This window comes from Methanocaldococcus bathoardescens (assembly GCF_000739065.1).
GTDB classification, from domain to species: domain Archaea; phylum AGJL01; class Methanococci; order Methanococcales; family Methanocaldococcaceae; genus Methanocaldococcus; species Methanocaldococcus bathoardescens.
On sequence record NZ_CP009149.1, the window covers coordinates 738,913 to 753,284 of the forward strand.

At 30.6% G+C, this 14,372-nt stretch carries 15 protein-coding genes; 10 read left to right on the forward strand and 5 right to left on the reverse strand.

Annotated elements, in window-relative coordinates; all coding sequences use genetic code 11:
- Positions 1-135 precede the first annotated feature (135 nt).
- On the forward strand, positions 136-1,461 hold the full coding sequence (gene cca / locus JH146_RS03725; protein ID WP_236953686.1) for a CCA tRNA nucleotidyltransferase: 1,326 nt from the start codon (positions 136-138) through the stop codon (positions 1,459-1,461).
- A complete protein-coding gene (locus JH146_RS03730) occupies positions 1,445-2,905 on the forward strand; it encodes a DUF530 family protein (RefSeq protein ID WP_048201747.1) in 1,461 nt (486 codons plus the stop codon). Before cca ends, JH146_RS03730 begins: the two co-directional genes overlap by 17 nt.
- A 76-nt stretch (positions 2,906-2,981) precedes the next feature.
- Here the strand turns inward: JH146_RS03730 and pyrE are convergent, their stop codons facing one another.
- Positions 2,982-3,503 carry an orotate phosphoribosyltransferase gene (gene pyrE / locus JH146_RS03735; RefSeq protein ID WP_048201748.1) on the reverse strand — a complete coding sequence of 174 codons (522 nt, stop codon included), beginning with the start codon at positions 3,501-3,503 and terminating at the stop codon, positions 2,982-2,984.
- A 129-nt stretch (positions 3,504-3,632) separates the two neighbouring features.
- Positions 3,633-4,718, reverse strand: coding sequence for a formate--phosphoribosylaminoimidazolecarboxamide ligase (locus JH146_RS03740; RefSeq protein ID WP_048201749.1), 1,086 nt, complete (start codon positions 4,716-4,718; stop codon positions 3,633-3,635).
- Positions 4,719-4,860: 142 nt separating this feature from the next.
- Between JH146_RS03740 and rnhB the strand changes: the two genes are divergently transcribed.
- Positions 4,861-5,553, forward strand: coding sequence for a ribonuclease HII (gene rnhB / locus JH146_RS03745; protein WP_048201750.1), 693 nt, complete (start codon positions 4,861-4,863; stop codon positions 5,551-5,553).
- Between the two features lie 4 nt (positions 5,554-5,557).
- The gene (locus tag JH146_RS03750; protein WP_048201751.1) at positions 5,558-6,412 is read left to right on the forward strand and encodes a tRNA (adenine-N1)-methyltransferase; all 855 of its coding nucleotides are present in this window, start codon (positions 5,558-5,560) and stop codon (positions 6,410-6,412) included.
- A 153-nt stretch (positions 6,413-6,565) separates the two neighbouring features.
- Here JH146_RS03750 and JH146_RS03755 read toward each other — a convergent pair whose 3' ends face one another.
- From JH146_RS03755 to modA, 3 genes are read right to left on the reverse strand one after another with little or no spacing between them, the layout of a single operon-like run.
- Entirely contained in the window at positions 6,566-7,621 is a 1,056-nt protein-coding gene (locus JH146_RS03755; protein WP_048201752.1) for an ATP-binding cassette domain-containing protein, read from the reverse strand.
- A 5-nt stretch (positions 7,622-7,626) separates the two neighbouring features.
- Positions 7,627-8,415, reverse strand: a complete 789-nt coding sequence (locus tag JH146_RS03760; protein ID WP_394296458.1) for an ABC transporter permease — start codon at positions 8,413-8,415, stop codon at positions 7,627-7,629.
- Between the two features lie 14 nt (positions 8,416-8,429).
- Positions 8,430-9,242, reverse strand: coding sequence for a molybdate ABC transporter substrate-binding protein (gene modA, locus JH146_RS03765; protein WP_048201754.1), 813 nt, complete (start codon positions 9,240-9,242; stop codon positions 8,430-8,432).
- 253 nt (positions 9,243-9,495) lie between these two features.
- On the opposite strand from modA, the gene JH146_RS03770 reads away from it, so the two are divergent.
- The 6 genes from JH146_RS03770 (at position 9,496) to JH146_RS03795 (ending at position 14,348) form a co-directional block, all read left to right on the forward strand.
- Positions 9,496-10,302 carry a deoxyribonuclease IV gene (locus tag JH146_RS03770; RefSeq protein WP_048202616.1) on the forward strand — a complete coding sequence of 269 codons (807 nt, stop codon included), beginning with the start codon at positions 9,496-9,498 and terminating at the stop codon, positions 10,300-10,302.
- 143 nt (positions 10,303-10,445) lie between these two features.
- On the forward strand, positions 10,446-10,778 hold the full coding sequence (locus tag JH146_RS03775; RefSeq protein ID WP_048201755.1) for a restriction endonuclease: 333 nt from the start codon (positions 10,446-10,448) through the stop codon (positions 10,776-10,778).
- A 153-nt stretch (positions 10,779-10,931) separates the two neighbouring features.
- A complete protein-coding gene (locus tag JH146_RS03780) occupies positions 10,932-11,837 on the forward strand; it encodes a ribose 1,5-bisphosphate isomerase (RefSeq protein WP_048202617.1) in 906 nt (301 codons plus the stop codon).
- Positions 11,838-12,218: 381 nt separating this feature from the next.
- The gene (locus JH146_RS03785) at positions 12,219-13,004 is read left to right on the forward strand and encodes an ATP-binding cassette domain-containing protein (protein WP_048201756.1); all 786 of its coding nucleotides are present in this window, start codon (positions 12,219-12,221) and stop codon (positions 13,002-13,004) included.
- On the forward strand, positions 13,001-13,702 hold the full coding sequence (locus JH146_RS03790; protein WP_048201757.1) for a GTP-binding protein: 702 nt from the start codon (positions 13,001-13,003) through the stop codon (positions 13,700-13,702). The genes JH146_RS03785 and JH146_RS03790 overlap by 4 nt, the downstream gene beginning before the upstream one ends.
- Position 13,703: 1 nt before the next feature.
- A complete protein-coding gene (locus JH146_RS03795; RefSeq protein ID WP_048201758.1) occupies positions 13,704-14,348 on the forward strand; it encodes a (Fe-S)-binding protein in 645 nt (214 codons plus the stop codon).
- The last annotated feature ends 24 nt before the right edge of the window (positions 14,349-14,372 follow it).

Sequence of the window (14,372 nt, forward strand, 5' to 3'; positions counted from 1 at the left end):
TATGGCACTTATAGAAGCCCCTTTGAGGCTTCTAAGTTCATTTTAACAAATAATATTTCCTTTGATAATTGGTTATAAGTTGGGGCTTTCAGCCCCAATTAATGTCCATATTATTATAACAAAAGGTTTAATTTGGTGATTATTTTGATAGAAAAAATATTGGAAGAAGTTTTAAAAGAAATAAAGCCATCAAAAAATGAAATAGAAAAATTAAAATCTAAAGCAAATGAAATTATTAATAAAATCTGGGAAATAGTTAAAGAAAATAATTATCCAGTTTTAGAAGTTTTGTTAGTTGGTTCTTCAGCAAGAAATACAAATTTAAAAAATGATTATGACATAGATATTTTTGTATTGTTTGATAAATCAACTTCTGAAGATGAATTAGAAGAAATTGGACTAAAAATAGGGACAGAGGCAATAAAAAGATTGAATGGCTCTTATAAAATAAACTACGCTTCTCATCCTTATGTTAATGGTAAAGTTGGTGATTATGAAGTAGATATAGTTCCATGCTATAAGATAGATTTTGGGGAAAAAATTATTTCTGCAGTTGATAGAACTCCTCTGCATCATAAATTTCTAAAGGATAGATTAAATGAAAAGCTGTGTGATGAAGTTAGGTTGTTAAAAGCATTTTTGAAAAGTTTGGGACTGTATGGTTCAGATGTTAAAACTAAAGGATTCTCTGGCTATTTATGTGAGTTGTTGATTTTACATTATGGTTCATTTATAAACCTTCTAAAAGATGCTCAGAATTGGAAAATTGGGAAGAGAATAATTTTAAAGGATATTTTTGAAATTTATAAAGATGTGGATGTTAAAAATCTTAAGAAATTTGATGAACCATTTATTGTTTATGACCCAGTAGATTTAAATAGGAATGTTGCCTCCCCATTAAGCAAAGAGAATTTTTGCAAATTCATATTTTACTCAAGAGAATTTTTAAAAAATCCATCTATTGAGTTTTTTAGAGATTATGCTAAAAAAATGGAAGAGATTTTGGAAAATAGAGAGCATGGGTATAGATTAATATTGAGAATTCCAAGAGAAGATGTAGTTGATGACATCATTTATCCACAAATGGAAAAGCTTCAAAAAAGTATAAATAAAGCTATCACAAAACATGAATTTGTAATTTTAGATAGTAAGTGTTTTGCCGATGATAATTATTGTTATCTATATTGGGAATTTTTAGTGCATGAATTGCCAAGAATTGCTCTGAGAGAAGGGCCACAAATATTTAAAAATGATAGGGTTGAGAGATTTTTAAAGAAATATGATAAAGTTTTTATTAAGGATTGTAAGTTATTTGCATATACTGAGAGGAAATATTCTCATATAATCGATTTATTTAAAGATATTATTAGTGGGAATTTACAGAACATCTCTATTCCAAAGTATGTTAATCCAAGAAATGGAGAAATCATTGAGTTGAGGGATTATGGAAAATACAAGTAATTTAATAAAAAATGCCAATGAATTTTTGGATTCTTTAAATGGGATTAACAACAAATTAAAAGAGATAGTCGATAAGATAAAAAATAAAACTATCGATAAAACTGAATTATCTAATATTATATCAACCTTAGAAAAAAATTTAGAGATTTTGCAAGATTTGAAATCAAAAATGGAGTTTTTAGAATTTGATTCCCCATACAAGAACGTTGGAAAGTTAAAAGGTAGCTATGATAGTGAGGGATTACAAGAAATAGCAAGTTACAGCACATATCTAAGAAGGATAGCCAGTGAAAAGAAAGGGATATTAGAGAGAGTTAGACATGCCTTAGTTGCTCATAAAATTGCTTTAGCTCACTTAACTGAAGATATTGGTAATATAAATTTACCACCAAACCTACCATTAGATGGTTCATACAAAAAGATAATGTTTGAATTCCCGCCATATTTAGTCACAACCTACAAAGAATTTTTAGACATCTTAGAACCGAAAGGTAGAGGAATTTTAACCTCATATACGGTCTCACTCATAGTAATTGATAAGGGAAAGAGAGAATTTAAGAGAGTTAAAGTTGAAGATAAAAATTATGAGAAATATATTAAAGAGAAGTTTGGAAATGCAATAATTACATCAATAAAAAGAAATTTCTCAAAGAATAAAATTATTGATGACCAGTATGTTAGAAGGGTTTTAGCTATTGGCTATCTAAATGCTTACAAAGATGAAATTGAAAGAGCCATAAATGAAAAGATTGATAAGTTGCTTAATGAAGAAGAGAAAAAATACCTCAATAAATATTTAGAGCTCTGCTTATTATTTAGAGAAGAAGCAGATATAAGTGGAGGAATATTGGATGTTAGGTGTATGGAAGAAAGAAAATTGAAAGAGCTTGAACTTAAAGAGATTTTGGAAAAAGAGGGATTATATAAAGATGGAGAACCAATTGAACTATTAAAAAAAGCCATTAAAATTAAAAATGAGTTATCTAAGGAAATATCAAAAGATATTTTAATAAAAAAATTCTCTGAGGATGTGTTTAAATTTTATCTCTATAAAACTCCAGATGAAAGAGCAAGAAGTAATTTATTCCCATCTATCATGATAACTCCACAGAAAGGATTTTTATCTTGGATGAAAGTTGAGGGAGTTGATTGCATAAATGTCTTAGATTTAAAATTTAAATTAGAAGAAGAGCTTCCAAAATATCAGATTCCTTTAAAGAATATTGGAGGAGTTGCTTTATACTTAATTCATGATTGGAAAACTGTGGAGAAATTCAACTTTAACAAAAAAGATATTGAAGATTTATTGAAAAAAATTGCTTTAATAGAACCAATAAAAGAAATTTTAAAGGATAAAAATGTAGATATCAGCAAGTTAGAGAAGTTTGGTAAAGTTAAAAAAGAGAAAACTAAGAAGTTTTTGGATTTACTGAGTGGATTGTAAATTTAGATTGGACATTAATTGGGGCTGAAAGCCCCAACTTAATAGACGAGTTTTGATGAAACTTTTTCTAAAAGTTTCATTGTAATTCTTTAACTGTAACTAATGGGATTAGTTCAACATTCTCTTTTTGTAAGTTTTCCTTAGCCCCTTCTAACCTATCAACAACAACAAAAACTCTATCAACAATTCCACCATTTTCCCTAATCTCATTAACTGCTTTCAACACACTTCCCCCAGTTGTTGTAACATCCTCTACAATAACTACCTTATCCCCTTCTTTTAATTCCCCTTCTATTTTATTTTTAGTTCCATAATCTTTTGGTTTTTTTCTAACAATTAATAATGGCTTTTGTGCTATAATTGAAACAGCAGTTGCTATAGGGACAGAGCCGAGCTCAACACCAGCAACTTTTACATCTTCATCTTTTATTTGCTCAGCAATCATCTCTCCAACTAACTTTAAAATCTCTGGGTTTGTTGTAGCTTTCTTTATATCTATATAGTAGTTGCTCTTTTTACCAGAAGCTAAAATAAATTCCCCGAATTTTATGCATCCAACATCTTTAAGTAGTTCTATTAATTTAGATTTTTTATCCATAAATATCACCAAAATTTTATAGTTTGTTCTTTAATTTTTGTTTATTTGTTTAATTCTTTTAAAAAAGTTTCTACAATTTTTAAAATTAAATACTCAACAACCTAAAACAAAAAAAGATTGTTAAGAAATTTATGAAATAATCTTATCAATCATATCTAACTGTAAAGCCATTTTTATCTCTCTTGCTATTCTCTGCCCCATACTCAATGGCTCACCATTGTATAAGAAAGAGTATGGACTACCATTCATAAAGCTGTTTGTTCCACCATCAACTCTTGCACTCATTTCAAACACTACCAACTCAAGATTCTCATTACACAAGCTCTGTAAGCAGAAAGGCCCAATCATTCCTGGAGGGACAAGCTCTTTAGCCTTAGCAACTAACTTATCTCCCATCTCAAAGACTTGTGGCAATAAACTCTCTCTAATAACAACTGGAATATTTCCTGTAATAACATAGCTTGGGTTTATATCCATCTCTAATTGGTCTTTTGCTGGAATTCTAACTAAACCATCTATATTACTTTCATATCTCTTATCCATTCCTAATAACTCAACTTCATCTTTTAGTGGAGAGTAGAAATAATGGATACAGAAGTTAGTTCCAACAACATACTCTTCTATGTGTGCGTTGACTATGTCTTCATCAGTTAATATTCCTCTCTTTTTTAAATCCTCTGCCTTTTTGTAAAATTCTTCTGTTGATGAAGCTACGAAATAACCTCTTCCACCTCTTGCCCCTGGGAATTTAACTATAACTGTCCCATCAATATCTTCTGGACTTTCATACTTCTTAGGAACTCTTATTCCTGCCTCTCTCAATAATTTTCCTTCTAAGCTTCTCTCTGATTCCCATCTTAATATCCTTCTATTCCCAAACATTGGGACTAAAAAATTATTTTCCACATTGTCTAAACCACAGTAAGCTATAAAAGAGCCATGTGGAACAACTATAGCATTTAACTCTCTCAACTTTTCCTGAATCTCTTCATTTTTTATGTCAGAAAAGTTATCAACATATATAAATTTATCAGCAACTTTAAATCTCTTGTATGGAACATCTCTTCCCTTCATTGTTATACATACAGTAGAAAAGCCCTCTAACTTCGCCCCTTTTAAAATGTGTAAAGATGTATGGCTTCCTAAGGTTGCTATTGTTATTTCATCTTTGTTGTATTTATCAAAAATCTCTAAAATCTCATCTTTTGAAATCATTTATTTCACCTAACTAAGTTTTTATGGTATTAGTAATTTTTTTAAAAAAGCATATAAAATGCTTACTGCTTAAACTAAGTAGAAATTATTATATAGAGATAAACCTATGGGCAGAAATATGCTTCCTACTTGAGGTGCAATTATGATAATTATTGGTATTGATGAAGCTGGCAGAGGGCCTGTTTTAGGCCCAATGGTTGTTTGTGCTTATGCTATTGAAAAAGATAAAGAAGATGAATTAAAAAAATTGGGAGTTAGAGATAGTAAGGAGCTAACTAAAAATAAAAGAGCTTATTTAAAAAAGTTACTTGAAGATTTAGGATATGTAGAGAAATTAATTTTAGAGGCAAAGAAAATAAATGAGTTAATGAACTCTATCAACTTAAACGAGATTGAAATTAACGCCTTCTCTGAAGTTGCTAAAAATTTAATAGAAAAATTAGATATAAAAGATGAAGAGGTTGAGGTTTATTTGGATGCATGTAGCACAAATACTAAAAAATTTGAAGATAGCTTTAAAGAAAGGATAAGAGACATAATTAAAGAAAGAAATTTAAATGTTAAAATTATAGCTGAACATAAGGCAGATGCTAAGTATCCTATTGTTTCAGCATCATCCATTATTGCAAAGGCAGAGAGGGATGAGATAATAGATAACTACAAAAAAATTTATGGAGAGATAGGAAGTGGTTATCCATCAGACCCAAAAACTATAAAATTTCTCGAAGATTACTTTAAAAAGCATAAAAAACTTCCTGATATTGCAAGAATCCACTGGAAAACATGTCAAAGAGTTTTGAGCAAATTAAAACAAACAAAACTAATAATAGAGTGATATTATGTTTGCTTATAAATTATTAGTGGACGAGAGAGGGAAGAGGTATTTATTAAAAAAGAACGTTGAGAAGTTTGGAACAGATTTGGGAATTGTAGATATGAAAGATGTTGAGGAAGGAACAATATTGAAATCCCATAAAGGGCATACATTCTATTTGGTTGAGCCAACAATGTTTGATATCTTAAAGAGAATGAAGAGAACAGTAACTACTTTATTACCAAAAGATATTGGGTTTATTATAGCAAGAGCTGGAATTAGAGAGGGAGAGACAGTAGTTGAAGCTGGAACTGGTTCAGGAGCTTTAACTATGTATTTATCAAATGCTGTTGGTAAAACAGGGAAAGTTATAACCTATGATATAAGACCAGAATTTGCCAAAGTTGCAAGAAAGAATTTGTTGAGAGTAGGAGCTATTAGAAAAGGGCAGAAGATTATTGGATTGGATGAAGAGTTTGATGATGAAGATGAAATTGAGGTTGAAGATGGGCTTTTCAATGTTATCCAAAAAATTGGTGATGTTAGGGAGAAGATAGATGAGAAAGATGTTGATGTAATTGTTTTAGATTTACCTGACCCATGGAATGTTGTAGAGAATGCAAAAAAGGCATTGAATAAAAAAAGAGGAAGGATAGTTACTTATCTTCCATACATAGAGCAGGTTAAAAAAACTGTAGAGAAGCTTAAAGAGGAGGGGTTTTGGGATATACACACTTATGAAATTATTGAGAGGGAAATTGAGATTTCTGAGAAAGGTGTTAGACCATCAACAAGGATGATTGGGCATACTGGATATATAACAGTTGCGAGAGTTCCACCTGAACCAATTAATGAAAATGAAGAAGAGAAGGAAGAATAAACAAATTTACACCTCCGCCGTAGGCGGAGGTGTTATGGGTATCCCAATAGGGGTTTCCCCTATGGACTGGCTATATAACAGTTGCAAGAGTCCCACCTGAACCAATTGATAAAGAAGAAGAGAAAGAAAAATAAAACTTTAAAAAGAATAAGATTAACCAATAATTCTTACATTAGTTGCTTTTATAATTGCATAAACACCATCTCCCTCTTTTATATCTAAACTGTATAATGCGTTTGGTGTTAAAATACATCTTAACTTAATTCCATCCATATCTAAAATTAAATACATTAAATTACCCATTTTTTTAATTTCTTTAACTTTACATTTAAATTCATTCCTTGTAGAGGTTTCTATCGGATTTTTTGAGATAATTATATCCTCAGGTCTTATAGATAATCTCACTTTACCTTTTCCATCATCAACACTTAATAAAATGCAATTCCCAACTTTTACTTTTGTTAATCCATTTTCTTTGCCTAAAATCTCTCCTTCTAAGACATTAGTTCCAACAAAATCAGCAACGAAATTTATAGAAGGTTTGTAAAATACATCATTAACACTTCCCTCTTGTAGAATTCTTCCATTTTTCATAACTACAATCCTATTTGCCAAACCCCAAACATCATCAAAATCATGAGTTACATGTAAGACGGTTGTTTCATACTCATTTATAGCTTTTTTAACTAACTTTCTTAAATTTTCTTTTGTTTTTACATCCAAAGCACTGAATGGCTCATCCATTAATAATAGTTTTGGTTTAACAACTAAAGCCCTTGCCAACGCAGTTCTTTGTTGTTCTCCCCCACTCAAAGTGTCTGGCTTTCTATGCAATAAATGGGCTATATCCAATACTTCAGCAATTTGAGTTATCTCTTCTGTAATTTTCTCTTTATCCTTAATTTTTTTCTTTAATCCGTAAGCAATATTGTCAAATACTGTTTTGTGAGGAAAGAGAACGTAATCTTGATAAACTATACTCATATTCCTTTTTTCTGGAGGTAAATCAGTTATATCTTCTCCTTCAAGAAAAATTTTTCCTTTTTCTGGTTTGTGAAACCCAGCAATCGTCTCTAATAGTATAGATTTACCGCTTCCAGTAGGACCTATAATTGTTAAATAATCTCCTTTTTTCACTTTTAAATTAACATCAACAAGTTTGAATTCACCTAAATCAATACTTAAATCTTCTATCTTTAAAAAACTCATTATATTCACCTTTTGTAACTCTCAAATTTCTCAAATACCAATATAGCAATAAACGAGATTACTATAAGCAGTATTCCACTTGTAATTGCCATTCCAAGATTTCCATAAGAGATGTTTAGATAGAGTGTTATTGGCAGAATTTCTGTATTCATATATGAGCCACCTGCAAGGATTAGCACAGCTCCAAAAGCACCCATACATCTTGCAAATGTGATTATTGTTGAAGCAAACAATCCATTCTTTGCCAATGGTAAGGTAACATTAAAAAATGTCTCCAATTCATTATAACCCAAAGACCTTGAGACAAGCTCATATCTCGGATTTATTTCTTCATAGGCTGAGTAAATAACTCTAACAGCATAAGGCAAAGCTGTGAAGAATTGGGCAACAATAATCCCTAACTTCGTAAAAACAATTTTAATTCCAATATCTTCTAATGATTTTCCAATAAATGACTGTCCAAATAACAAAAGCAATGCTAAACCCAAAACTAACTCTGGAAATGCCATTGGTAAATCAAGAATTGACTTTATAACACTCTTTCCTAGAAATTGATATCTTGATAAAGCATATCCAATTGGTATTGATAACATTATAACAAGAAATGTTGAAATTGAAGAGGTTATAATTGATAGCTTTAAAGAATACATCATTTCTTCTGTTTTTAATGAACTTATCACTTCTGAAGGATTTGGAATTAGAAATAATGATGCAATCGCTAAAAATAATAAAAAAGTAAATAAAAATGATAATAAGATGCAAAAACCTCTGAAATTAATATGCTTCACTAACATCACCTTAAAACAATTTATTGGTTACATGGGATGAAACCCCACTTTTTCCAAATTTCTTTTGCTTCATCACTTGAAATATAATCATTAAATGCCTTAGCAACTTCAAGGTTGTTGTCTTTTTCAGCATAAATTGTTACGGCCGTTGGAATTGTTTTTATAATGTTTTTTTCTTTTGGAATTTTAATAACTTCAATTTTTCCTTTACCTTCTGCCCAAGTAACCATATCTTCCCATATAATTGATGCATCTGCTTGATTTGTTGCTATATAGATAAGAAGTTGATTAACTGTTGGTGTTTTAACAACAATATTTTTGCTAACATTTTCCCATAGATGATTTTTTTCTAAAATCTTCTTAGCTACCTTTCCAATTGCACATGCGTTAGGGTCTCCTATAACTACCCTAACTCCTGGTTTTGCTAAATCTTCCAAATCTTTTATATTTTTTGGATTTCCTTTTGGAACTGCAATAACTGGGATGTGATAAGTTATGTTTTTGACTGTATCGTTAAGGATAAATCCCTTTTTCATAGCATCCTCTGTGTATTTGTATGCTCCTGGAATGAAGACATCTCCTCCTGTAGTTGTTAAAATTCCAAACAATTCTGCACTACCTCCATAATGAACTTCTACTTTAGCCCCTGTTTTATTTTCAAAGTTCTGTATGAGTTCATTCATCGGCTTCATTAATCCAGCTCCACACAAAACAGTTATTGTCTTTCCTTCAAACGGTTTTTTAGTAGAGGTGTGTTTGTTTTCATTTAAACAACCGCATAAAACTCCAAAGATGAGCATTAAAGAAACAAAAAGGTAAATTTTACCATTCATATTTTCACCTCCAATAAACCTTCTATTAATTAGATGTGGTTATTATTTATCTTTTATGTTAATTAGAATAGATTAACAGAAGATAAAGATTTATAGTTTTTTGCAAAAGTTATTAAAATTAAAAAGGAAAGTTGAACGCCTTCTTTGGGAAGGCGTTCATAAAACCTTATTCATTCAAAAATATTTTGCAAAAAACTATATAAAGACAGTATAAAAATAAAATAAAAGGATAGTTTGTATGAGGAAGAGATATATGCTAATATTTGGCACTGCTGGAGTTCCAATATCTGCAGAAGATGAATTTAAAGGTGTTGATGTTTTAAGAAAGTTAAATTTAGGAGCTATGGAACTGGAATTTGTTAGAGGAGTTTATATGAAAGAAGATTATGCCAAAAAGCTGAAAGAATATGGGAAAGATATTATTTTTTCTGCCCATGCCTCCCACTACATAAATCTTAATGCAAATGAGGAAGAAAAGATAGAAAATAGCATTAGAAGAATAATTAAAACTGCTAAGGTTTTGAATAATTGTGGAAAAAATTTAGTTTTTCATCCCGGATATTATTTGAAAAGAAGTAAGGAAGTAACTTATAACAGAATAAAGTCAAATATTCAGAGGATTTTGGATAAATTAGAGAGTTTAAATTTAAATGTTATGTTAAGGCCTGAAACTACTGGAAAGCCATCTCAATTTGGAGATATTGATGAGACATTAAAACTTTGTTTTGAATTGGATATTTTGCCATGTATTGATTTTTCTCACATCTACGCAAGAAGTAGAGGAGTTATAAATGATTACAACTCTTTTTATAAAATTCTTGAAAAGGTTGAGGATGTTTTAGGAAAAAATGGAATAAAAGACATGCACATACATTTATCTGGAATAGAATATGGAAAGGGAGGGGAAAGGAGGCATCTACCATTAAAAGAATCTAAGTTTAACTACAAAGATGTTTTAAAAGCTTTAAAGGATTTTAATGCCTCTGGAACTGTTATATGTGAAAGTCCTTTATTAGAAGAGGATGCTGTTTTGTTAATGAGATGTTACAATGAATTATAAAATCCTAAAAATTTATTTTATATAGTAAAAGAGACATAAAATTAATTAAAAAATTAAATCATAATTTGCCTAAAAATACTAAAACTACCTTCAAATGACGGTAAAAAGAATAAAGGTATTATAATTAAGTAATACGGGATAAAATGCCAAAAAGAAAAGGAAGCAAAAAAGAAGGGAGAGTTGCAAATGAATTAAAAAAGAGAGGCTATAGAATTGAAGGTAGAAATGTTATTAAAAAATTAAATCAACACAAAAAAGCAGAATATGATTTAATTGTGAGGAGGGGGAGATATAAATACGCTGTTGAAGTAAAAAGTGGAAAACAAACTATTACTTCACCAACTATTGAAAAACATATAAAGAAATCAAATAAAATTAGGGCAAAGCCAATGTTTGTTATTGGTAGGAATGTAAAATTAACAGGTAAAGCGAAAGAAGTAGCTAAAAAGAATAAGGTAAGGATTGAGATAATTTAATAAAAATTTAATGTTTGATGACATACAATTGAAAAAAGTCATTTTTCTGAAAAACATTGGGATGAAATTAAGTTAAAAATTACACAAAACTTATATGTTAAAAAAGATAATAAAAATCTTATAATAAATTTTTTGGTGTTTAAAATGAGTGAAATAGATATTATAAAAGAAACTTATGAAAAAATTAAAAATATGGAGATTAGGGGGGCGGGGAGAATAGGAAGAGCTGCAGCTAAGGCATTAAAAGAATATGCTTTAAAAATCAGTAATTTAAGTGAAGAAGAATTCAAAAATAAAATGAAAGAAGCTGGAGATTTGTTGATATCAGCAAGACCTACAGCCGTTTCTCTACCAAATGCTGTAAAGTATGTATTAAAGGGATTAAATGAAGAAAATCCAAAAGAAAAAATCATAGAAAGAGCTGATGAATTCATTAACTCTTCACTAAAAGCCATTGAAAATATAGGAAAGTTTGGAGCTAATAGAATAAAGGATGGAGATACAATCTTAACTCACTGCAATTCTGAAGCTGCAATAAGTGTTATAAAAACTGCCTATGATGAAGGAAAAGATATTAAAGTTTTCTGCACAGAAACAAGACCAAGAAATCAAGGATATATAACGGCAAAAACCCTCTATGATTATGGAATTGATGTCACTTTAATAGTTGATTCTGCAGTTAGATATTTTATAAAAGATATAGATATTGTCGTTGTGGGAGCTGATGCTATAACAGCAAACGGCTGTCTTGTAAATAAAATAGGAACTTCTCAAATTGCTTTAATAGCTAATGAGAGTAGAGTGCCTTTTTTAACAGCCGCTGAGACATATAAATTCCATCCAAAAACTATAGTTGGGGAGTTGATAGAGATTGAGGAAAGAGACCCAGAGGAAGTTACAACATTTGAGGAGAAATATAAAGGCATAAAAATAAGAAATCCAGCATTTGATGTAACACCAGCTAAATATATAGATGCCATAATAACAGAAATTGGATTAATTCCCCCACAAGGAGCATGGTATATAATAGAAAAATACTTTGGCTGGCTTGAGAAATAAAAATTGTTTGTGGTAAAATATATATATTAGAATTTATTAAATTAATATATGTCCCGGGTGGCGACCTTCCGCAGGGGATGAAACCACCTCGGCATTCTACCCACAAGGCGGCCGTGCCGAGTAGCCGTTATGGCTTCTATGAAGGCCACGGTTTTCCAAGGGTAGATACACTTTTTTATTAATTTATTAATTTTATTTGGGCAGTTTATTCTTTTTTACCATTTATATTTATTAATTTAAATTAATAAATTATATAATATTTTGTAAAAAATCAAAAATTATATAAAATTGTTTATCCAATAGTAATTACAGATAACCTTATAGTACAAATACATACATCAATTTTTCTTATAAGAAAAAATTTTCCTTTAGGATGATAACATGGAGATTAAAGAAATCACGATTGTTGGTGGTTATGACAAGAACGGCAACCCAGAACCAGTGAGAGAAGTTACAATAAAAAGAGGAGAAATTGTTGGCGTTGTTGGGCCAACAGGAAGTGGTAAATCAAATTTAATTAGCGATATTGAGCAATTAGCTCAAGGAGATACTATATCAAAAAGAAGAATTTTAGTTAATGGAGAAGTTCCACCAATAGAGATGAGAAGAGACCCAAAAAAGAGAAGAATAGCCCAACTGTCTCAAAATATGAACTTTTTAGCTGATATGACTGTAGAAGAGTTTATTTTAATGCATGCAAAGAGTAGAGGGGTTTATAGAGAAAATATAGTTGATGAAGTTTTAGAATTGGCAAATAAATTGACAGGAGAGCCAATAAAGAAAGATTATAACTTAACAATTCTAAGTGGAGGGCAGTCAAGAAGTTTAATGGTTGCTGATGTAGCTGTAATAAGCGATTCCCCTATTGTCTTAATAGATGAGATTGAAAATGCTGGAATCAAAAAGCATGAAGCTTTAGAGCTATTAGCTGGATATGGAAAGATTGTTTTAGTCATCACCCACGACCCTGTATTGGCTTTAATGACTGATAGAAGAATAGTGATGAGAAATGGTGGAATGCAGAAGATTATAGAGACTACTGAAGAGGAGAAGGAAATTTCAAGAAAGATAAATGAGGTTGATAACTGGCTACTCTCTCTAAGAGAAAAAATTAGATTAGGAGAGAGATTAACTTACGAAGATGTAAGTTTGGTGGTGAAAGGATGAAAGTGGCTATAATTGCAGGAACTCCTGGAGCTGGAAAGACATCTGTTCTCATTCACACAATAAAAACTCTAATTAATGAAGGATACAACCCTGTTGTTGTAAAAATTGATTGTCTATATACAGATGATGATGTAAGATACAAAAAATTAGGAATCCCCGTATTAGTTGGTTTAAGCAAAGATATGTGTCCAGACCACTTTGCAATATACAACTTTGAAGAAATGGTTGATTGGGCTAAGGATAAAGGAGATATTTTGCTTATAGAAACCGCAGGTCTCTGCCATAGATGTGCCCCTTATACAAAAAATAGCTTGGGAATTTGTGTCATTGATGCAACTTCGGGGCCGAATACACCAAGAAAAGTAGGGCCGTTTTTAACAAGTGCAGATATTGTAGTTATTACAAAAGGAGATATCATCTCTCAAGCTGAAAGAGAAGTTTTTAGAGAAAGAGTTTTAGAGATGAACCCAGATTGTAGAATTTATGAAGTTAATGGACTTACAGGGCAGGGTTGTGTTGAAATAGCCAAAGAAATCATTGAAAGTAAAGATATTGAAGATTTAGAAAATGAAGAGTTGAGGCATAATGCCCCATTATGCATTTGCACTTTATGTGTTGGAGAGACAAGAGTTAGTAAAAAGTATCACAGAGGAATTTTAAGAAGAATAGATGGATTCATGGGATATGAAGGGGAGTAAAATGGTCGATGTAAATGAAATAACCAAATACCTTCCAGGATTCAACTGTGGAGCTTGTGGTTATAAGAGATGTGATTTATTTGCCGAGGAGTTGTTAAATAAAGATGTAAAATTAGAAGATTGCCCATTTTTGCTTAGAGAGAGATTTAAAGAGAATTATGAAAAATTAAAAGAGATTTTAAAAATTGAAGGAACAGCTAAAAAACAGGAAAAATACATTGGAGTTATTGATGGATATGAGGCAGATTTCTTATTAAAGCCCTTACCAAATGAATGCTCTTGTAGAGAGACATTATTAATTATAGATAAAAAAGAGCTTAAAGTTGGAGATTATATAAAGTATAGACCTTTGGGCTGTCCAATTCCACACTTTGCTAAAATCATTGATGAATATCATGGGTTATATACAATCCACGTAGTAGGGCCGTGCCATAGAATAAATGAGGAAAAGATAGAGTATAAAGATGTTGGTATAGCCATAGTTGTTGCATTTGAGGGAATTGTAGAAGGTAAAGTTCCAGAAGTGGGAAAGACAGTTAAATTCATCCCAAAACATTGTATGATGCAGAAGGTTCATTCTGGAGTAGTAGTTCAAGTTGAGGGAAAAAGAGTTTACATTGAAGGCATTGATTTAAAGGTATTTTAAAAAATAAAAAATTATTTTATAATT